Below are 21,000 nucleotides of genomic sequence, written 5' to 3'. Positions count from 1 at the left end.
AAACCAGCCTTCTCAGACCATATTAGAATGTCCTGAAAATTTCAGAACTCGCCCAATTAATTACAAACAATAACAAAAGCATACTCAGGAGGCCTTGCTCATTAACACCTTGCTGCTTTTGATCTTTCCCCCTTCAATACGCACAACACGATCCGCCAGCTTGATGAATTCGGGGTCATGGCTTGAAAAGATCACTGTTTTGCCGAGGTCCTTTGAACTCAGAATTGACATCAGTTCCATGCGGGCCTCTGTATGCAGACCGTTTGTCGGCTCATCCATCAGAAGAATCTCGGGATTTTGGTAAAACAGTCGCGCAATGGAGAGGGCCTGCCGCTGCCCGACAGAGAAATTGCGTCCTCCGCCGTCGACTGGCGCCTGTATTCCCGCCGCACTCCCGGTTACAAAATCACAAAAGCGGTATTTCCCCAGATGAGACAGGATCCTGTCGGGTGATGCAGAATGCTTTCCAAAGGCGAAGTTCGTCTCGATTGTTCCCCTGAAGAGGACGGGATGCTGCAACTGCAGCCCCAGATACCCCAGAAAGGATGTCGGATTGATCTGCGTATGAGGAACAGTGTCATAGAGGATCTGTCCCTCTGACGGCAGGATCAGGCCTGCAATCAGTTTCAGCAGTGTCGATTTTCCACAACCGCTTGCCCCGACAATCGCAATTTTTTCCCCCGGATTGATTTCCAGATCCAGATCCCTGAAAACATACACACTGTCATAGTCCAGACTCACCTTCTTCAAAACGATGTGCCCGTTAAAGTTTGACAGAAGCATATTGCGCGGAGCTTCAAGACTCCTGCCCTCCAGATTCTGCACATAGCCCTTCAGAACCCTGCGACTTTCATGGTAGCGCCCGATCACGTTAAAGAGATTGAGCATTCCACCCAGATTGCCGAGAAAGCGCCCGGACAAAATCATCGCGGCAAACAGCGAACCGGCCGAAATGCTTTCCGTTGTGATGGCAATAAAGCCCCCCATCAGAATTGCAACGGTCTGGGCCTGTCCGCAAACACTGACAAATGTGCTGAACAGGGTGCTGTATTTCCGCAGGTCCGACTGTCTCTCCTGCACAAAGTCACCCTGTCGGGCATAACCTTCCTCAGGAGCATACCAGCCATTGAGAATGATCTGATCCAGATTGTTGATGTCCTCGGCAAACCGCGTCCTCCGTTCGGATGAAACAGCCACAAGATCCTGATTGCAGCGCCGGGTTTTCCAGGAGATCACCAGAGCAGCAACAAGGAGAATCACAAGAACAGTGACCGGGATCAGAACAATGTAACCGGCAATCAGGGCAATGGCAGCCAGATAGATCACCGAGGCCCAGAGATCGACAAAGGGGAGGACAAAGGAGGCATGAGAGACGGCATGGAGGTCTGCAACCTTTTGTGGCAGCTCATTCAGGGACGTCTTGTTGCCCCTGATTGAAGCAGCCAGAACACACCATTTCCGGATATAAAGGTCCGTTGTCCTGTCCGCCTTCTTTCCGACTTCCAAAGCCTGTTTTTCGACAAGAATGCAACGGGCCCAGCGCATGATCAGGTCAAAAAACACTGCGACCGAGGCACCAACAGTCAGGGTGATGGCAGACGCCAGGGCTGCGTTCGGTAAAACCAGATCAAAATAAAGACTGATAAAAACAGGCCCGACCAGAGCCAGCAAATGGACGAAAACAGTCGAGAGAACGAGCGGTAACAGCCCTTTGCCTACAGCCTTGAAAGAGCGGGGCAGCAACTGCCCCAGCTCCTTTTGGCGGTCTTTCTTGTTAAACATGGGTACCCTTCCTGCAACAACGCACTTTTCACCCTTCAATAAACCGTCAGTTCAACGCACCAGTCCCGACTTTAAAGATCAGAGCGCAAGGCCTTGATCTGGTAGATGGCATTCAGGGCATCGAAATAGGCCGCCACATTCTGGTTGGCCGTGGCGAACCATTCCCCTGCACTGGTGACGAGGTTGAAGATTTCAGAACTGGTTTTTGTCGAGAAATCAATTTGCTGCAGTTCAAGAAGCCCCTGGGCCTCCACACAGGCTTCACGGGAATACTTGCTTTCGGACAAGGCTGTCTTGTATCCGCTGAACACTCTTCTGGCTTCGATATCGAGGGCAAGCCTTTGCTGATCGACACGGGCAATGGCAACCTTCTGACCAGCCTGGCTGGCAGCAATGTTCTTTCTGGTTCTCCGGCCATCCCACAGATTCAGGGCCACATTGACCTGTGCGGTATGCTCTGTCTTGGTGCCGCCTCTTCTTCTGTGGTTTCGGGTGGAGGAAAGATCAAGGGTCACCTCGGGATAGAGGTTCCACTCTTCTGACTCCGTCTCCAGTATGGCTGTCTGCAGATCTTCCTTCAAACGTTTCAAAGTGACGTTTTCATCCAGAATGACCGACACCAGATCGTCCTCGCCATAGTCCGAGAATTCCTGCAAATCAACTCCCGGCACTTCCAGATCCCCTGCTTCAATCGACAGTGACCCGAGTGTTTTTTCAAGAACAACAATGCTCTCGAGGAACTGCTGGTTCAACGTCAGGTAATCGGTTTCACTGCGTTTGATTGCAACCTCAAGCCTTTGGTTCTGGACACTGGAAACAGCGCCGGCATCATACTGTTGCCCGACAATGTTCTGGAACCGGTTCAAAAGCTCCAGATACTCTGCGGAAACACGGCGCAACTCCCTGAGTCTGAGGACCTCCAGATAGAGAACGGCAACATTCAAAGCTGTGATCTGGCGAGAATTTTCTGATTCCAGACGTCCGGAATCCACACCGGAAAGCGCCAGCTCACGCTGGGTCTGAAGCTTCCAGAAATTCAAATCCTGCTGCAGGGAAATCCCGTATTGCGTCTTGTTTTCCGTCGCAGAAGCCGAACGCAGGCCAAGTGCTGGTTTCAGGCTCTGATTGAACTGGGCGTCCAGACTTGGATGCCAGTTGTTTTCAACCGCCTCATAGAGAAACTGCAATCTGTTCAGGTTTTCGAGGCTGACGCGATAGGACGGGGCGTAGGCAATCCCCTGCTCCATGGCCTTGTCGATGCCAAGAGCAGCAACTTCTGTCCCAGAAATGCGGCCGACCACCTTGCAACTGGGATAATCGCTCCCCACCGCAAGCGGCTCTACAACAAAGCCGTCCGCACCAACCTGCTGTGCAGTGATCACATCAAGCCTGTGTTGCAAGTCATTCGGTTGACTTTCAGACACCGGGGACCCGTTGATGTTTTGAGATTGAACGCCCGGCTGGTTTCCGGGGATTTGCAGTTCTGACGATACAGCTCCAGTGGCATAGAGAAAAATGGGGAGCGCTCGCATGAAAACAGATAAAGATTTCATTTCTAGACCCTTTAAATTGCCTATTGCTTTTCAAAAATTCTGGAGATCATGGAGTAGAGACCCTTTTTGCCTCCGCGCATGGGCTGCGGCTCTGCGGCCTCCTTCACACTTTCCCTTTCATCGTTTGCAACACGCTCTCTCAGGGTTTCCTGTTCCTCCAGACGCGTAACTGCAGCTTTCAGGGTGCTGTTTCCAAGCAGATTTTCATGACTTTGCTTCTGCACTTCCAAAAGCGAGGCATTGATCTGCTGAAGATTGGCTTCCAGTTTTGGAAAGTGATTGAACCCGCTGTTCAGAATGTCCTGCAGAAGTACACCGACCCCGTAGAGTTCCTTGAAGAGGTCGTCACTTCTGTCAGCAGGGATCGTCTGCTCAATCCGGGTAACGTTGGATCGCAATTCATTCAGGGAGACGAGAACCTGTTTCTGGGCTTCCCCCATCTCGCTGTGGTTTTTGGCATAGCCTTCCATGACCTCGTTGATTTTCGGAACCAGCTCGTCAATTTTTGAATGAATATCCGAAAATTCCTGCCGGGTGGTTTCCCTGAAGCTCCCCAGCATCTCGTCGGATACGGACTTCACAGTCCGCAGGGCCTCTTCTGCCGTGGTCTCAATGGACGACAGCGCACCACCAAGTTTTTCCACCATGAAAACAACAAGCTGGGAATTCTTGTTCAGGGCTTCATTGATGCCATCTTCATGCTTGAGAAGTGCCTGGGTGTTCGCTTCGACAGAGTTGGCAATGGCCACGCTGATCTCGGAACAGGCTCCGGTCAGTTCGCGCGTGGACTGAAGCGTCAACTGCGTATTTTCCCTGAAGTACTCTTCCGTCCTGCGCTGGCTTTCCTTTGCCTCAAACGCAGTCTGTCTCAGCAGTTCAAGCTGTTCCTTCCGTGCTGCGACCAGATCGCCGATCGACGTCAGAACCGCGCCCCTGAAATCAGTCATGGTCTTCTGCAGTTCATCACTGACAGTCAGCAGGTTGTGTGCTGCAACAGCAGAGGAATCTTCCAGAATCATGTTCAGCTCTTCGGAAAGATGCCGAACCTTTGCAACACTGGAACTGCTGTTTTTCTGGTAAAGAAGAACAAGAACACCGGAGAGCAGACTGGTGGTTACACCGTAAAGCGAGGTGTGAAAGGCAACACCCATCCCGCTGATCGCCCTGGGAAGACCCGCCATCATTTCACTAATGATATCGGTGGCCCCGCCGTCAATGTTCAATCCGCCCAGAAGGGATGAAAGAGCTGAGACCGTTGCACTCAGCCCGAGAAAGGTTCCGATCAATCCCAGCGTGACCATCGCGGCAGGCAAAAACCTGAGAACCGTCTCCGCAGAACCATAGGCATACCCAAGGCTGACCTCGAAATCCTCAAGCGAGAACTTCTCTCCGGACCGGAATCTGCTGCAGAAATGCCCCAGATCACCGGAACCGCCAAAGATTGCCCGTTCCAGAAAGGATCGTCGTTCGGCCCCCTGTCCCTTGCCGGCAGAATCAAGGGTGCTCTGAATTTTTGCCGTCCAGTAACTCTCACTCAGCAAGCCCCAAAACGTCACAGCGCAGGCTGCGAAGAAGAGAAAGGCAATGGGCCCGTTGATCTCCGGAGAACTTAAAAAATATTCCAGGACCAGATCCCAGGAGAGATAAATCCCGTAGGCAACGAAACTCAAAAACACAAAATAAAGCAGCAACCAGAAAACACTTCCGACGAAGCTGCCAACTTTTTTTACTACTGTTCTATTGCTGTCTGTCATTGAGTCATAAACCTTTTCACCACTTTTATCTGCGGGCACAAAACCCGCGGCGAATAGGCCAGAAAACGACTTCTTCAGAATTTCAAAAAAGCTACAAACAGTTACAGTGAAAGTTATTGTTCCAGAATAGAATTCGCACCGGAACAGACCCTCCGGCATCCGGAATGATTTCAGGTTTCGTTTCCGAAAAACAAACAGAAATTACAGCTGTTCCGTGCCGGGGAAAGACCTCTCCGAACAAGTCACCCATCCCCATGAATTTCATGCAGAATTCCGACATTTACTCCCTGACGCGTGACCAGATGCCTTCAGACACAGATGACAGGAAAAGCCCCTCGAAAAAATGTCCGGGGGCTTTCTCTGTGTCTTTCCCGATCAATCCTGGAAAAGCTCTTCTGTCTGTTTTTCCTCGATTTCCGGAGTCAGACGATAGATGAATTCATTGCGATTGAAATCACCGATCAGAATCTTCGGTTTGTCAGAAAGTTGCCGGATTCCCAACTCCTGCATCACCTGCAAGAGAACCTGTTGTCCGCTGTGCAGGGCCATCAGCCCCTCTCCGGATGCATCAGCACTGTCGATCAGCATATCCAGAACATAGCGCCGGTCTCTGTCAATAACGCTTAACAGGTGTTGTCGAACTGTTTCTGTAAACTGGCTCTGGTTCTCGAACTCTGTCAGGGTCTTGATTTCAATCACACCGCTGTTCTGAACAGAAACACCAAAATTTTTCTCGTTGTTCAGATCAAGTTCCACAGAGGAACTGGCGAAAACCGATGCCAGGATAATGCCCGTAATCGGGGCAAGAACAGCAAGCAGCAGGAGAACGGTTCCGACGGCCCCAACAATGAGACCAATAAAGGTTGGCCAGATTCCCTCGCCATTGTCTGTCGGATCAGAATGCTTGTACCTCATCGCTGCTGCACCGCCCCCAGTGTGATCACAATGTCATGCTGTTCATCAGCACTTTTTCCGATTTCGAAAGAGTCCACTCCTCCGCTCTCTTTCAGCTTTTCCTCAAGCTTGTAGGCAAAGGCAAAAACCTTCTGGTATCCCAGCTTTTCGACGATCCGTTCAGAATAACTGAAACGGAGGCGAGCTGTCCCTTCAAGACCTTTGACCTCCAGCGCAGCCTTCAGAAGATTTTCAAGATTGTATTCCCGCAGAGCGCCTTCAATGTTATCGACATAGAAGGCAAACCGGTTTTGTCCCTGTGCAATGGGAACAAAAACAACAGGGGACTGTTCTTCCTGATTGGGAAGAAGCTGCAGTGTGATCTCGCTGAGTGACTGCCTGTTCACGTCCTCCAGAACTTCGGAAATACCGTCAACCAGCAAAATCAGTTCCGATTTGTCCTTTTTTCTGAGTTCATCGGCCAGAACGAGAACAAAGAAAACCGTTACAACGATAATGACAAGATAAACAGCCATCAGGCCGTCCACAAAGGGCGCCCAGGGTATCTCGGCGGTTCTTTTAACTTTCCTGTTGTTCAGCAACATGCAACTTTCCCCTTCAGCTTCTCATGGGTTCCCTGAGGACTTCGTCAGCCCCCTTGATAAAAGGCCGCATCAAATAATCCAGGACAGACCGACGCCCCACATCGAAACGAACCTCGACCTGCATTCCCGGATACAGGTCGTATTCCAGCCCTTCGGCAGGAGCGTCTGCAATTTCGACCTGAACCTTGAAATAGAATGTCCTGTCCACTTCATCGAAAACGGCATCCGCGCCGATCTTCGCAACTTCACCGCTCAATGGCTGAAGTGAAAAACTCTGGCTGTTTGACGGGACAATACGGCTTTCCATGCCAACCCAGACGAGATCCCGATCCCGCACATCCAGATTGGCCTCAACAAGAATTTTTTTGTATCTGGGAATGATTTCAATCAGTTCCTGATTGGCCCTGACAGCGGCTCCCTCGGTCTCGACAAAGATCTTGTGAACAACGCCTGATGCATTTGTTTTCAAATCCTGCCGGGAGGAACGCTCACTGTTGATTTTCAGCTCTGTGATCTTTTCCTTGCGCTCCAGCCAGGCTTCATCCAGTTCCTGCTGGACTTCGGCCTGATACTTGTTTTTCTCATAGGAAATCTGGGCCACCGCCTCATTCAGTTGCCCTTCTTCCTCTTCCATTTTGCGTTTGGTCTCATTCAGCTTGTTGCCGAGCTGCACAAGATTGATTTCACCCTCGACCACATCAAACTGCGCGGCCACTCCGACCTTTTCCAGCTCTCGCATCTTGTCCTGCTTGAGCGTGCTGAGAGACAGTTCCTTTTCCAGAAAGCGGATTTCCTTTTTGAGCCTCTCAACCCCTTTGATCTTCAGGTTTTTTCTTTCTTCCAGCACATTCATTTTGCCCTGAAAGGCCAGGAAGCGCTTTTTATAAAGCGTGTTCTCCCGTTCAAAATCCGATGGCATGATCCCTTCTGCCAAAAAGGGTTCTCCCGCGATTTCAGCTTCCAGTCGTCTGATTTGCGCATCCAACTCGTCAATCCTTGTTGCGAGTTTCTCCGTCTCCTCGGCAATGGACAAATTCTTGATTTCCAGCACCACATCACCAGCAGAAACAACATCACCCACAGCAACATTGATTTTCTTCAGAACCCCGCCTTCCTTGTGAGACAGGACCCGTTTGCTGATTTCCGAAATCACGACCCCCTTTGAGGGGACGACACTGATCATTTCAAACGCATAGGCCCAGGCACCAAACGCGGTAATCAAAAGAGGAACAGCCAGCAAAATCAGACAGGAGGAAGATGGTTTCATTGAAATCGACTTCTCAAAAAATAAACGCGCTCAGAACAGACCGCCCGGACAATGGGTGCCCCGAAGGTCAGGGCTTTGGAAATACTGCGCTGCGCTAGTTGACAATTGTTTCGAAAAAATCGCCCTGCTTGTGGCTTTCGATCGCAAGCCAGAAATATGGCAAGCGGTTCCAGGCCCGGATATGATCAAATCGGTTGTCCAGAACCAGATCCGCTTCCCGGGCGTGGAACACCAGCACAGCATGGTCCTCGCCATTCTCTGTCTGACACAGGGCAATCGAGAAACTGTTGCGGCGAAAGCTTCCGTCCGACAAAAGACTGTCCAGCTTGTTGATGGCGTAATCCTCGCAATCCCCCTCCTGAGCGGACAGGCCCCAGACATCCCCGTTTTTGTCCTTCCTGTATTTCATCCCGGAATTGATGGAGGCATTCAGAGCAACAAGACCGGCCTTTACATCTCCCTCAAACCCGACACGCTGAACTCCGGCCCCGCGAGGTTTGAGGTCTTCCCGTTCATCCATGAATTTGCGGTAGGATTCCGGCGGTGGCACCCTGAACCCCCTGACCATGAAACTGTCACGATCAGACGGCCAGCCACGCCTCTTGCGGGACTGGAGAGGGGATTGCGATGCAACTGCCTCACCTGCACATACAAGAGACAACCCGCCCCCGAAAAGGTATCTTGTAAAGAACGCCCGTCTTTCAATCATTTCAGGATTACCCTCCGCCTCAGTAAACCGACCCGGATTGATCCCAAATAAAAACCACCATCCGATTTCAAAAACCGCAAAATCGATGACAATTGACTTCCAAAAATCCCCTAAAAGCTTCAGTTGATTTCTATTTTGTCAGTCAACCTGACTGAAAAGCTCATTCAGAAACCCGCAAAAACCGGAAGGGCAACACAGAAAGTCAACCAGGACCAAAGGCAAACAACACTGCAGGCCTGCTCTTCCTCCCGGTTCATCCCGTGTTCTCCGATTGACTGCATTCCCATGCGCCCCGCGACCAGAGAGTCCGAAGCAACAATCCAGATACCCCTCAAGAATCAAGGCCATCGAGCTTTCCTGTGTGCTCAAAAAACAAAGGGGAAGTGCAGGAATGTCAAACACTTCCCTTCTCTTTGTCCTTCGGATGATTGCCTTTTCGGGTTTGCCCATCTCAGGAATGTTCATGATGGCCGGAGAAAGGTCTCTGTTTTCGGAACTATCTGTTACACGACAGTTTCATTTCGGAAGCCTTTTACTGCCGGGAACCTCGTACTCTGCCTTCCAGCACATCCGGACGAAGCTGGTGCTGTGCCCCGGAACCGCCATGCTGCCAGACATTCAAATCATCAGAAGATCAGGAGGAAACGACCAAATATCGCTGCAACGCCAGTGTCTTCAGACTGATCAGGAAGGGGCATCAAAACCTCCTGCCTGACTTGTCCCACAAATTTCGCGGCAAAGAGCGAGGCATTCAGCCTTGAGCCCCGCAGTTCCCTCCTTATGACAACAGCTTTATCAGCCATTGACTGTACAGGAGGCAAACTCTTTTCAATGACGTCATGAATTTCAACAAGACACGGTAAAAAAAGAAATTTTTATCACGGGCAGAACAGGTTCGTTCAGATAGAGAAGAACAGCTCAACCCAGACGCAAGCCCCGAAATGAAAGGCTCTTCAGTGCAGCCAGAAACAGTTTGAAGTCAGGAATCCTGTTTCACGAAATCGTGCCGAAATCACTACAACCGTATGCAAACAGCAGCAGCGATATCTTTCAGGAGATATCCAAATCCCCGGAACCGGCTTAGTTCCCTCAAACCTGAAGGCCTACAAGATGCTCACCCCGTCAAACCCGACTGAATACGGTTCACTTGCAACCAGAATCACAAAAATCATTCTGCGCCTGACCCGCAAGGACCTTTCCACAAACATCCTGCAACAACAAAGTCTGGAAGGAGCCGTTCAGGATGTCATTCAACACACAGACATCACCAGAGTGCATATCGTAGACATCATTGAAGCCATCCTGAGCGACAGTCTTGTTGTTGAAGAATTCAGGGATATCGGTATCTCTCCCCGCGAACTCTTTCAGGTTCTGCAAAATTTACGGAATACCGGCCCGGCCCTGAAAGGCTCCCCTGTTCAGGACAACAGAGAGAACTCAACAGATTGGCAACCACCCCGCCAGCCAGAACCTGCGGAGCACTGGTCTGCAGGAGAACAGCCCGGCTCTCGCAAAGTTCCCTTCACATCACCGCTCTTTCCGGCCAGTCACATCACAAAGAACAAAACAGCCCACAACGACAACATCAGGGTCCTGTTCCCTCGGAACAAACTGAAATAACCTGCCCGCCTCCGACAGGTCATCCCGGCACTCTTATTCTATGGATACACTGTCAGGACCTTTCCTTTGCAGAGAGAGCGCTTTGTGCGAACCACAAGGCAGTCTACCTTTTCCAGTTCGGCCTCTGTCCTGCTCGCAAGAGCGAAGTGAGGCTGAAATTCCTATCTATTTCCCTGTTAAAAAGACACGACGCCCAAAACACGTCCCGGGCTTTTCCTTACGGGATACTTCATCAGCAGCGATCTGCCCTCTGTTCATCAGGATCAATACTTCGGGAAAAACGTCAGTTTGCCTTTCCCGCGATCGCCAACAAATGAAACCATTTGCAATCAACGATGTCATCAAGGCTCGTTCATTTTCGGAGCATAGTCTTTCACAGAGTTCGACCACACGCCGGACTTGAGTCATGTTACGTTGAAAATAAGACAGTTTTGTTCTGAAACCCGCTCCGGAACAGGAATGTCAAAGCAACATTAAAATCCCTGTCTGCTTTATCGGGTTTCAGACGCCGCCTCCCCAAACCCAGTGGATCAGACGACAGGCCTTTGAAACAGACTGGATTTCTGATGAACATCGTTACAGACATTTTTCTCCCCCTGATTCTGGCTTTTATGATGTTTACACTGGGTCTCGATCTGAAGTTATCGGACTTTTCCAGACTGCTGAAACGTCCGCGCGACATGACGGTCGGACTTGGGCTCCAGCTCATTGCACTGCCACTGGTGGGTTATTTCCTCGCCTCCTTCTGGTCAACGTCACCTGAAATTGCCATGGGTCTGATGCTGATCGCAATCGCCCCGGGCGGAGTGACCTCCAACTATCTGACAGCCCTTGCACGCGGCGACGTTGCCCTCTCCATTTCGCTTACAGCAACAACCTCCATTCTGGCCCCCCTGACAATACCGATCGTCCTGTCCTTGTCCTATCAGACAATCACGGGAGAACAGTTCAATAGCGAATTTTCACTGCTTTATGTAACCATCAGCGCCTTTTTGATCGTGACAGTACCGGTTTTTCTGGGAATGACGGTCCGACATTTCGCAGTCAACTTTGCCGACGCGGCAAAAAATCCTCTGCACAAACTGTCATCTCTTTTCTTCCTGCTGGTTCTTGCAGGTGCCATTGCAAAGGAGCGGGACAACATCGCAGCATATTTTGCCGAAGCCGGCCTGATCACACTGGCTCTGAACCTGATCATGATGACATTGGCTTTCTCTTGCGCAAGGCTCCTTGGCAGTGGTCGGAAACAAGAAGTTTCCCTTGCCATCGAATGTGGTCTGCAAAATGGTACCCTGGCAATAGCTCTGGGGGCCTTGCTGTTTGAAGACGGACGTTACCTGATACCTGCAGCAACCTACAGCCTCATTATGTTCGCTTCTGCTCTTGCTTTTATCGCGATCACCAGACGGCAGGACCAACAGCAGGACAATCTGTCCGGGCTTTAACAAAAAACGGGTTCAATCCTCTGTCCGGATCAGTCGAAGCAAGGAACATTCTTTTCATGCACACCCCTCTGTCATTTCTTCCACTCCTTGCCCGATCACGGCAGGACAAAGCTCTCCGAGCTGACATTCTTTCCTGCCAGCAGAAAAAGGATACCGTTTGATATTCCATTCGCCCGAGGCCTGTGTCACATGCTATCCGGGCTGGTTTTCCTTTTTTGTATCAACATCAGTTCTCTTCTGGCCCGATATAATCTTCTGCTGACTGCTATTATCAATAGATCGCCTTGCTTGCTTTTTCACAGCCCATCTCCCCTGATCATATCAAGTTCGACAATCATTTTCCGATGAACATTACAGAAGAAAAAATACAACAAGCCCTCTGCAAGATCTGAAGCGCCGTTCTACTTTTTTCTTAATCTTGCAACTCGGGGATGATATTTTGTTTGTGCGTTGAAGAGAAACAGATCAAGAGACATTCAAATTAAAAGGACAGTGGAACTGATTGGGTACAGACATCAAACGGAGACATGGAATGTACCTGAAAACACCGTTCAAATTTATAGCTCCACGTGCATGGAAAGACCTGATTCAACGTGAAAAGTGGCTTATCGGTGGAACACTGAAGCGCGTCTCCTATGAAGAATGGCACTCTGCCATCAAGGAAACCTTTCACACTGTCAAACACAGCTTTCGTTATGTTGCTGACCCGAAAGGGCCATGGGGACTGACCCACCCGGAAGACGGATCCCTGACCGGGCGTCCCGTTCTGCGCGGCGATTGTGACGGCTTCGTTCTGGAAGTCTTTCGCAAACTGGTCGATCAGGACCTGCCTGTTGAAGCCCTGCGCTGGGTAATCGGAAAAACAGAACAGGGTGGTCACATGATTGGAATTGTCGAAACAGATCAGCTTTCCCTGGTCATAGATTTTAATCAGGATAGCCCTGTCTCTCTGGACGAGCTGGATTATTGCCAGCTGAGATTTGCATCAAACCCGTCCGGACAATGGTTTCTGGCCACAACCTGACAGTATCAGCCGGGGAAGAGTCTCTAGAATGAACAAACAGCCACAGGGATAACAAATCACTTCACCGGTATCCGGACCATCCTCAAAACGTCCTCAAGCCTGCTTCGAAGAGCAAAGAGACCAGGGAAGAGACAGAAAATCGCCATCCACTTCCGTGTTAAAAGGTACAATATCAAAAACACGCCCCAGATTTTCAGTATTCAGAATGTTGCGGGGCGCTCCATCAGCTACGATTTTCCCTCTGTTCATGAGGATGAGACGATCGCAATAACGTGCTGCCAGAGGCAGATCGTGCAAGACAGTGCAAACCAGATAACCCTTGCGAGCCAAATCACGAAGGATCGTCATGACCTGCAGCTGATGAAAGGGATCAAGAGCAGCGACCGGTTCATCTGCCAGAATTGTTCGCGCTTCAGTTGCCAGAACCCTGGCCAGAGCAGCGCGTGCCCGCTCGCCACCGGAAAGCCTGTTAAAGGGCTGATCGGCCAAATGCTCCAGAGACAGTTCACTGATTGACTTCCGTATGGCAACCTTGTCCTGCTCATCCAGTGAACGCAGGAAGCCGCCATGCGGTAACCTGCCCAGTTCCACCATTTTGGCTACCGTAATCGGCCAGTGCACCTCGTGTCCCTGGGGCAAATAGGCCAGCTCCCTTGCCAGACTTCGGGGTTTCCAGTCTGCAAGGTTTATCCCCTTGAACAAAACAGATCCCTCATAGTCTTTTTCGAGACCTGAAAGCGTTTTAAGCAAGGTTGTCTTTCCGGCACCGTTTGGCCCGATCAGGCCAACCAGCTTGCCAGCCGTTACAGAAACAGACACATCATCAAGAAGTGTCTTGTCCTTTTTCCGAAGGCTCAGGCCTTTTGTTTCAAGGGCAATCATCACAGCATCTCCCTTCTGTATCGGACCAGCAGCCAGAAGAAGAACGGCGCACCAACGAGGGCTGTCAGAACACCGAGTTTGAGTTCCGGCCCCGGCGGCATCAGACGGACAGCAATATCCGCCAGCAACAGCAGACAGGCGCCTCCAATTCCGGCTGGCACCAGCAATGCCCTTGGCTGAAAACCAACAAGCGGACGGAGGATATGGGGAACAACAAGACCGATAAAGCCAATGGCCCCTGTCACAGAAACAGCCGCGCCAACGCATAGAGCACACCCCAGAATGATCCGGGCCCGAATGTTCGGGACGTTGAAACCGAGATTGGTGGCGCTTTCCTCACCAAGACAAAGGGCATCCACACCGCGCCCTGCCCCCAGCAAAAGCAACCAGCCCGTTATCATGAGAGGTAAGGCAATCCAGACGTGGGTGAAGGTTCGATCTGCAACAGACCCCATCATCCAGAACAGAATTTCAAGAGTGGCAAAGGGGCTGGGTGCAAGGCTCAAAGCCAGAGACGTCATGGCAACGGCAAGGGAACTCAGAGCAACTCCGGCAAGAATGAACCCGGTCGTACCCGGCTTCTTTCCTGTCAGGATATACAGTCCGACCAATCCCAGCAGAGCCCCCGCCACTCCCCCTGCTGTCAGCGCAAGGTTTGAGTACTCTGCAAGACTGAAGTAGAGGACAACAACAGCGCCAAGAGAAGCCGTACTCGAAGTTCCGATAATCCCCGGATCAGCAAGTGGATTGCGGAAAAGGCCCTGCAACACAGCCCCCGACAAGCCAAGAGACAGACCGGTCATAACAGCCAGAAGTGTACGGGGCAGACGTACCTCGACCAGAATAAGCCTGTTTGTTTCTCCAAAGACATCAGGATCCAGATACAGGAAGTCCCATGGCAGGCTGTCAACAAGCGGTCCGCCAACCCTTCCCAGAGACAGGGAAAAGAAAAACAGCCCTGCCAGAACACCGAGAAGCGCGAGACTCAATACTCCGGAGACCGTTCTTTCACTCATTCGGGAAACGGGCAAAACACTCATCGTCTCACTCCTCACGCTCAATACGTTTGCGAATGGCTCGGGAAGTCTCAAAAAGCCGAGGCGTGGCACAGATCAGTTCGCTTCGGGTTAAATCCATTCGCAAGGCCGGAAGCCGACTGGCTGTCAAAGCAGGATGGTGGAGCAACTGCGTTGCCATGGCTGGCATTGCTTTACCACTTCTTTGAAAGACAATCAGATCGGGATCACTCCGCAGAAGTCCTTCCACAGACAAATACCCCCAGCTTCCAATTCCGAGTTCATCCGCAACATTCTTCAGGCCGGCTTCCGCAATCGCCGTATCTCCGAGACTTGGAGGGCCTGCTGTCGTGCCACTGGCGCCATAGAGGATCACCCTCCTGTCCAGTGAGTCAGGTTTCGGTCTCTCCAGAATGGCTTCAATGATCTGCCTTCCACGCAAGGGACGGCCAATTGCATCCGCCACCTTCTGAATATTCGCGATCATGTCCTCCAGACTTCTGGCCGGATCCAGAACAAGCACGTTTTTTCCCTGTTCTTCCAGAAGGGCAACGGTGTATCGGCTTGTATAACGTCCGGCCAGAACCAGATCAGGCTCCATCGGCAGGATTTGTTCAATCAGGCCGTGATTGACATCATGGTTCTGTGCTTCCTCCCAATAGGCAGAGATAGAACGGTCCCGTGCCAGAAAGGAAACGGACCGGATCTCGGCAGGATCACCAAGCATCAACAGCAACTGGTCCGTACAGAGATTGATGGAAACAATTCCGCCCCTTGCACGTTCGGGTTCACCCTGTCCGGCTCTGGCCGCCAAGGCCGCTGCCATACAAAAGGCAAAAACTGCAAAGGTGATGCTGGAAAGAAGTTTCATCAGCAAGTCAGCTCCTAAAAGAAACCTGTGGCTTTGTGATCCGTATCATCAAGCTCACGTCCCAGATATCTCCGGCCAATGTCTTCCCACATGGCCAGTTTTGTCCAGTCGGGAAACTCGGCCATCGTGTCTTCATTCGTCATGAAAGGATTGGCAAAGAAGATTGTCATCACCTGCTCCCCTTTCCCGTTGAAAAGCTGCAGACTCCAGCTCGTTGCGCCGCCTTCCCTGTTCAGACGCCGGATGATTTCTGCGCGGGATACCCTGCGCGCTTCATTCAAGACGTGATCCATGGAACGCCCATCCATTCCCCTGACCTGACCGATACAGAGATGGAAATGGGTGCCGCCAAAATGGACAGTCAGATAACCGTTTGAAAGCGAGATCGTTTTCGGTTTGCACGGACAGCGAAATTCATAGGCAACACCTTCAATAACCGGCCCGAAAACAATGTCTTCCCAATAGTTTTCAAAGACATCCCTTAAAAGCTCAAGCAGGTAACCCTCCCCAGTGGGGAGGGTATAGACTTCTGAAAGACGTCCGCTTGAACTTTCCACAATGTCCGGAAGGATCACAGAAGTCATCCTGCATAGCTCCTGCACTCAGAAATCAACCCGGACACCGGCAAACCCCGAAACCCCCGGAGTTCCGTAACCGAAAACTTCTTCATAATCCTCGTTCAGCAGATTTTCACCACGTGCAAACAACTGCACATTCTCATGAATGTCATAGGTTGCATTGACGTTTACGAGTGTATAGCTGTCCAGTCCCACGATGCTTCTGGCAAATGTTGGTGAAAACCGGGTGTCCTTTTGATCACCGTTGTAATCAATCCCCAGATTGACGTTTGCCCGATCTTCCAGAAAACGATAATTCACGTTCAGACTGGCAATATGCCGTGGTCGCCTGACCTGTTCTGTCCCATCCGCGGTTTCCGCGTTGGTGTAGGTGTAGCTGGCAATCAGGTTCAAATTGTCCAGAACTTCAGCATCTGCACTGACCTCAATCCCCTGTGCAGGAGAGGTTCCGCTCAGATTCACAGCAGTATTGCCCGAGCCTGTAATCAGGTTTGTCACACGGGAATTGAAATAGGTGAGATCGACAACAAGTCGGTCTTCGAAAAAGCCTTGTTCAACACCAAAGTCCCAGCTTTTGCTTTTCTCCGGTTCAAGATCGGGATTGCCAACAAAGGTTCCCGTGAAACCGAACAGCTCTGTCAAACTGGGATTTTTAACACCTGTGCCGTAGCTGCTGTGAAAACGCGTGCCTGTCTCGCGAAGGTTATAGGCCGCCGTTACACGGTAAGTCATTTCATCTTCAAAATTGTCACTGTCATCAAAACGGCCACTCAGGGACAAATGCAAATCGTCAAAGAGGCTCAGATTGTATTCTCCAGCAATGCTGTTGGTCTTGATATCAACCTCATTGGCCATCGAGGAAGTCTGAATTGTGTCCTTCTCGTGCTCCAGCAACAGGGTTGCGGCATGCTCTGCATCCGGGATACTCTCTGTTTCAAAGCGGTAGGTTGTTTCATAATCCAGCTTGAGCTTGTCGCCTTCGGAGGTAAAGGAGGTCGCATTGTTGCTTCGGTTTTTGCTGTCAACATCGGAAACAGCAACACTCGCACGGTGGGACCAGGCCCCTCCAAACAGATCATAGGCGACATTGGCACGACCATAACGCTGGTAAACGGTCGCATCGTTATCCAGATCAGTCAGTGACGACACATTGAAAATCGATCCGTCAGTTTCAAGAAACGAACGGGTGTAACGCCCTGTAAAATCAATATCGAGGTTCTCAATCGGTGTAACGCCGAAAGAAACATTCCCCTGTGAAATCGTATGCCCGTCATTTTCAGGATTACCATCATCTTCATCGGCATGGGATATACCATTGGTCGAAAAGCGGGATGCATCAAAAGCAAAGCGATAGCGCTCTCCTCCACCGCTGAAACCGGCATTCAGATCATGCGTTGCAAAGCTGCCGGCACTGGCGCTCGCAAAACCTCTGAAACCCTTTTGCCCCTTTTTCGTGATGATATTGATCACACCGCCGATGGCATCACTCCCCCACAGGGCACTTTGTGACCCTCTGAGAACCTCAATACGTTCAATGTTGTCCACCAGCAAGGAACCAAAATCAAACTCGGATCCCGCAGCAGGGTTGTTTACTTCGACACCATCAATCACCACAAGGGTCTGATTGGCTTCAGCACCACGGATACGAATCTGCGTAAAAGCCCCAAAGGAACCGGTTCTGTTTACAGCAAGCCCCGGAACATCCCTGAGAATATCAGAAACATAACGGTCTCCACGCCTTTCAATTTCTTCAGCAGTGATGACAGTCACAGCACTTCCGACTTCACTGGCTTTAAGCTCGATCCGGCTCGCAGAAACGACAATCTCTTCCAGTTCCTCAATTTCTTCTGATTGTGTTTGCCCTTCCTGTGCCAAAGCAGCAGAAACAATTGTTGCCATGGCAATTGCAAGCCAGGACGCAGTTGTCATGATTTTTCCAGAATGTGTAATGAACATAACTCTACCCTTGCCGCCAGACAGGCAGCACCGTTCTGCCGCTTTCAACAGGGCAAAGCCGCCAAAAACCCGGACAATCAGGTGTTCAGACACGACAACAGCCCTGCCAGACGGCAGTTGTTAAACATTTTCAGGATTGGGAGAGTGGATGGTTTGATACTCTGACCCAATCGCAGCAACACGATGTGCGTCACTGCGACGAATCGCAGTCATACCCGCTCACCCGGCAGATACAGAGTTGACGCGTTTGGGCAGGTCTTCTGGCTCGCGGGTCAAAACTCATCCCGGCCTTCCCGGACTTTCATCCAGTGGCCATAATTCCGGGCTTATTGCTCGCCGCTCACAGTTGCGGGGACAGCTACGGATCAGGATCCCTGTTGGGCAATTCCCTACCGTATTCCCTTTTAATCCCGAGAATCCATCTCACTCACGGGAACCACAAACATGCACGCATAGATAAAATGTGACGAAAAAAAGTCAATTCCCTTTTTTGCATCACGCGCAACAATCTCGCGATTTCACAAGAGAAAACACTGAATATTTTTATTTATTATCAGTGACTTAATGAATTTCATTGCTTTCCTTTCAAAATTCACAGCAAGCCGAAATCAGGGATATTGCTCCAAATCACAAATCTCTTTTCCAAAATAAAAATCAACATTAACAGCCAATGAGAGTTGTCATCGCCCGCAGTCCTGTTTTAACGTTCATCCAAGGGAACCTGGATGGTGGCGTCCCCAATCTCCTTGATCAGGAAGTCCGTTGAGTGCGCAATGCGCTGTCGGGACAATATTCCTGATTCTGCCACCAACAGCGCCTTTGCGGCCTCTAACAGGTTTCAAAAAATGACAGATACCGTCGCTCAAAAGATGCTCACAGATCTTGTCGGGCTCCTTCACGAAAATCTTGAAAACCCCGATACCAGCTGGAGTATCGGCTCGTTCGGAGCCATCGGCGAATACCACATTGATCCTGCAGAAAACAGAGAGGTTGTGCTCACCGAAACGGGGGGGGCCTCTGTAACAGATCGCGGTGGCCTGTCCGTCTCTCTTCCCGCCCGGGTCCACTTCGAACCCTATGAAATTCTGAGCAGCAGACGCGAGTTCTGGCTACAGGGCGGCAATTTCTGTATTCCGGCTGAAAACTGCACGGTCCATCAACGCTCTGTCCTGAGCGAGCTTGGTCCTGACCGGAGCGCTCTGCGTTCCTGTGACCGGGAAGCCGTGCTCTTTGATATGGGACTGAAACAGAGGAACATTGATGTCTGTATCCGAACTGCAGATCCGGAGCTAATTGCACTGCTGCGTTCAAACTGTGGCAAATCCCTGTTTGAAGCAGGCAACCCGGCAATGTCGGCCATCAAGATGCAAAGCCCCCACAGAGTGTTCCTGTCCGATTTGGGACGCGTTGAGGTTTACCAGCACATCGGCTCAACAGAACGCAACATTGCCACTCCACTCGGGCCTCACACCCACATCCTGCCCAAGCTGCTCAAAAACAGCAGAACCCATTCAGCCAATACTCCCATACCGGATGATTTCTATCCGGCTCTGTCCATGTATCCGGTCAACCCGATGCTGGACAACAAAGGCAATCCCCGTGGCTTTGACAGCAAGGACTATCAGAATTTTCAAGTGATGTGGAACCGGTTTGGCGACGGGGAACTTACCCGTTTCAAACAGACCGTTCATAACGCCATTCAACGCGGACACACTCCGGAAAACTTCTCTGCAGACAGCCGCAGGAAAAGAGTCATCACCAGAGTAACCATAAGACAGCTGCTCGCCAGCGGGATTGTAAATCCAACACTTCAGGACTGGCAAAACCACTTCGAACCCGGAGACGAGAACACCTCCTCGGATCATCACGGCCACTGATCCCGGGGCACTGATTTCCGCAGGACACGATGCGGCAAGACCGACCTCTCAGGCTTGCCGGATCACCCATTCAAGACGCGTCTCAACCGTGACAAGATCATCCGGCACCATCAGGAGTTTATCTGCCGGTATTCTTCGTTTTACCAGACCTTCCAGCAATCCCTGATAGTGCAGCTGTATCCACTTGTTCGCGGAACGATAACCGTCGCTCTCCAGCTCTATCGCTCCCCAGGGCAGCACAATAACCTTCCCGAAATACCCAAGATCACGTTCAACACGCCCTGCAAGCTCTTCCGACAAGATCTGTTCATGAGCGAAACCGTAGTAAAACCAGAAGGCAAGATAATCGACAGGGCTACGATCCGCGACAAAACCACCGTAATCCTTACAGGCCTGTCTGACTTCATCCAGAGCCTCATCATAAAGCTCCAGCAAAAGATCCAGATGCTCATGCCTGGAAAGGCTGTGAGGATTGAGCCCCTGTTCCAGCCTGCGCCTGAACCCCTCCTCGAGATAGGGCACATCAAAGACATCTGCCAATGCTCTTGCCAGCGTTGTCTTGCCTGTCCCGGCACTCCCTGACAGAGACCACCTCGGTTTTTTGCTTTTCTCACGCATTGGAAGACAATTGCCCTGTCAGAATAATAGAGGTTTGATGAAAAAAGAAACTATCTCACAAATCGCTCCAGAGCTTTAAAGCTATTCATATCACAAAACAATAAATTATCTGGGAATTGGAGCCCCCTTCTTCGGGTTGCAAGACTACAGTTTCATATTTTCCGGGTTTGTGCTCTCTCAAATTATCGTACCCTGCTTGAACTTTTGTTTTTTTTGCTGGACGCTGCCACGGCGTTTCCTCTTACCTCCACACAAAAAAAAGCCCCACCGTTTTCGCGATGGGGCTTTCTTTGATTTGGTTGCGGGGGCAGGATTTGAACCTGCGACCTTCAGGTTATGAGCCTGACGAGCTACCGGGCTGCTCCACCCCGCGTTGAGGTGATGTGTTGTTTTGTACAAATAAAAAGAGGGCCTTTTTTTGAGGCCCTTTTTTGTTGTGTGTTCCTGTGATTGAAAGACCTGGCGACGACCGACTCTCCCACGCCTTAAGACGCAGTACCATGGGCGCTGAAGGATTTCACGGCCGAGTTCGGGATGGGATCGGGTGTT

At 50.8% G+C, this 21,000-nt stretch carries 17 protein-coding genes, 1 tRNA gene, 1 rRNA gene and 1 riboswitch; of the genes, 4 read left to right on the top strand and 15 right to left on the bottom strand.

The annotated features are described in order from the left end of the window. Window positions 1-84: 84 nt before the first annotated feature. From AAAH10_RS15425 to AAAH10_RS15395, 7 genes are all read right to left on the bottom strand, one after another. Window positions 85-1,782: an ATP-binding cassette domain-containing protein gene (locus AAAH10_RS15425; protein ID WP_343565192.1), complete on the bottom strand. Its 1,698-nt coding sequence runs from the start codon at window positions 1,780-1,782 to the stop codon at window positions 85-87. Between the two features lie 71 nt (window positions 1,783-1,853). Continuing rightward, window positions 1,854-3,206, bottom strand: coding sequence for a TolC family protein (locus AAAH10_RS15420; RefSeq protein WP_343565189.1), 1,353 nt, complete (start codon window positions 3,204-3,206; stop codon window positions 1,854-1,856). 149 nt (window positions 3,207-3,355) lie between these two features. Further along, a complete protein-coding gene (locus AAAH10_RS15415; protein WP_343565187.1) occupies window positions 3,356-5,089 on the bottom strand; it encodes a hypothetical protein in 1,734 nt (577 codons plus the stop codon). Window positions 5,090-5,464: 375 nt separating this feature from the next. Continuing rightward, complete coding sequence (locus AAAH10_RS15410) at window positions 5,465-6,004, bottom strand: hypothetical protein (RefSeq protein ID WP_343565185.1); 540 nt, start codon at window positions 6,002-6,004, stop codon at window positions 5,465-5,467. Next, complete coding sequence (locus AAAH10_RS15405) at window positions 6,001-6,588, bottom strand: hypothetical protein (RefSeq protein ID WP_343565183.1); 588 nt, start codon at window positions 6,586-6,588, stop codon at window positions 6,001-6,003. Before AAAH10_RS15405 ends, AAAH10_RS15410 begins: the two co-directional genes overlap by 4 nt. 13 nt (window positions 6,589-6,601) lie before the next feature. Next, window positions 6,602-7,855: an HlyD family type I secretion periplasmic adaptor subunit gene (locus AAAH10_RS15400; protein WP_343565182.1), complete on the bottom strand. Its 1,254-nt coding sequence runs from the start codon at window positions 7,853-7,855 to the stop codon at window positions 6,602-6,604. A gap of 94 nt (window positions 7,856-7,949) precedes the next feature. Next, complete coding sequence (locus tag AAAH10_RS15395) at window positions 7,950-8,564, bottom strand: transglutaminase-like cysteine peptidase (protein ID WP_343565180.1); 615 nt, start codon at window positions 8,562-8,564, stop codon at window positions 7,950-7,952. 1,110 nt (window positions 8,565-9,674) lie between these two features. Here AAAH10_RS15395 and AAAH10_RS15390 point away from each other — a divergent pair. From AAAH10_RS15390 to AAAH10_RS15380, 3 genes are all read left to right on the top strand, one after another. Next, entirely contained in the window at window positions 9,675-10,184 is a 510-nt protein-coding gene (locus tag AAAH10_RS15390) for a hypothetical protein (RefSeq protein ID WP_343565178.1), read from the top strand. A 566-nt stretch (window positions 10,185-10,750) separates the two neighbouring features. After that, the gene (locus AAAH10_RS15385) at window positions 10,751-11,629 is read left to right on the top strand and encodes a bile acid:sodium symporter family protein (protein ID WP_343565176.1); all 879 of its coding nucleotides are present in this window, start codon (window positions 10,751-10,753) and stop codon (window positions 11,627-11,629) included. A 532-nt stretch (window positions 11,630-12,161) separates the two neighbouring features. Beyond that, window positions 12,162-12,653: a transglutaminase-like cysteine peptidase gene (locus AAAH10_RS15380; RefSeq protein ID WP_343565172.1), complete on the top strand. Its 492-nt coding sequence runs from the start codon at window positions 12,162-12,164 to the stop codon at window positions 12,651-12,653. 93 nt (window positions 12,654-12,746) lie between these two features. Here AAAH10_RS15380 and AAAH10_RS15375 read toward each other — a convergent pair whose 3' ends face one another. Genes AAAH10_RS15375 through AAAH10_RS15355 form a run of 5 tightly spaced genes read right to left on the bottom strand, consistent with a single transcriptional unit; the run spans window position 12,747 to window position 17,929 of the window. Then, window positions 12,747-13,535, bottom strand: a complete 789-nt coding sequence (locus AAAH10_RS15375) for an ABC transporter ATP-binding protein (RefSeq protein ID WP_343565170.1) — start codon at window positions 13,533-13,535, stop codon at window positions 12,747-12,749. Next, window positions 13,535-14,575 (bottom strand): FecCD family ABC transporter permease, encoded by a 1,041-nt coding sequence (locus AAAH10_RS15370; protein ID WP_343565168.1) that lies wholly within the window; start codon window positions 14,573-14,575, stop codon window positions 13,535-13,537. The genes AAAH10_RS15375 and AAAH10_RS15370 overlap by 1 nt, the downstream gene beginning before the upstream one ends. A 4-nt stretch (window positions 14,576-14,579) precedes the next feature. Next, window positions 14,580-15,422 carry an ABC transporter substrate-binding protein gene (locus tag AAAH10_RS15365; protein ID WP_343565165.1) on the bottom strand — a complete coding sequence of 281 codons (843 nt, stop codon included), beginning with the start codon at window positions 15,420-15,422 and terminating at the stop codon, window positions 14,580-14,582. A gap of 14 nt (window positions 15,423-15,436) precedes the next feature. Beyond that, a complete protein-coding gene (locus tag AAAH10_RS15360) occupies window positions 15,437-16,006 on the bottom strand; it encodes a DUF7676 family protein (protein WP_343565163.1) in 570 nt (189 codons plus the stop codon). Between the two features lie 18 nt (window positions 16,007-16,024). Beyond that, a complete protein-coding gene (locus AAAH10_RS15355) occupies window positions 16,025-17,929 on the bottom strand; it encodes a TonB-dependent receptor plug domain-containing protein (protein WP_343565161.1) in 1,905 nt (634 codons plus the stop codon). Between the two features lie 260 nt (window positions 17,930-18,189). Next, a riboswitch (cobalamin riboswitch) is annotated at window positions 18,190-18,413 on the bottom strand. A 388-nt stretch (window positions 18,414-18,801) separates the two neighbouring features. Here AAAH10_RS15355 and AAAH10_RS15350 point away from each other — a divergent pair. Then, window positions 18,802-19,833 carry a DUF6925 family protein gene (locus AAAH10_RS15350; RefSeq protein ID WP_343565159.1) on the top strand — a complete coding sequence of 344 codons (1,032 nt, stop codon included), beginning with the start codon at window positions 18,802-18,804 and terminating at the stop codon, window positions 19,831-19,833. Window positions 19,834-19,881: 48 nt separating this feature from the next. Here AAAH10_RS15350 and AAAH10_RS15345 read toward each other — a convergent pair whose 3' ends face one another. The 3 genes from AAAH10_RS15345 to rrf form a co-directional block, all read right to left on the bottom strand. Next, window positions 19,882-20,451 carry an AAA family ATPase gene (locus AAAH10_RS15345; protein WP_343565157.1) on the bottom strand — a complete coding sequence of 190 codons (570 nt, stop codon included), beginning with the start codon at window positions 20,449-20,451 and terminating at the stop codon, window positions 19,882-19,884. A gap of 296 nt (window positions 20,452-20,747) precedes the next feature. Beyond that, window positions 20,748-20,824, bottom strand: a tRNA-Met gene (locus AAAH10_RS15340). Window positions 20,825-20,908: 84 nt separating this feature from the next. Then, a 5S ribosomal RNA gene (gene rrf, locus AAAH10_RS15335) occupies window positions 20,909-21,000 on the bottom strand; the annotation flags it as partial.

The sequence above is a fragment of the Carbonatibacter coralli genome, from assembly GCF_039592655.1.
Lineage (GTDB): Bacteria > Pseudomonadota > Alphaproteobacteria > Kiloniellales > Kiloniellaceae > Carbonatibacter > Carbonatibacter coralli.
The sequence above is the reverse complement of the archived record's forward strand: the minus strand, read 5'-3'. Positions and strand labels throughout refer to the sequence as shown.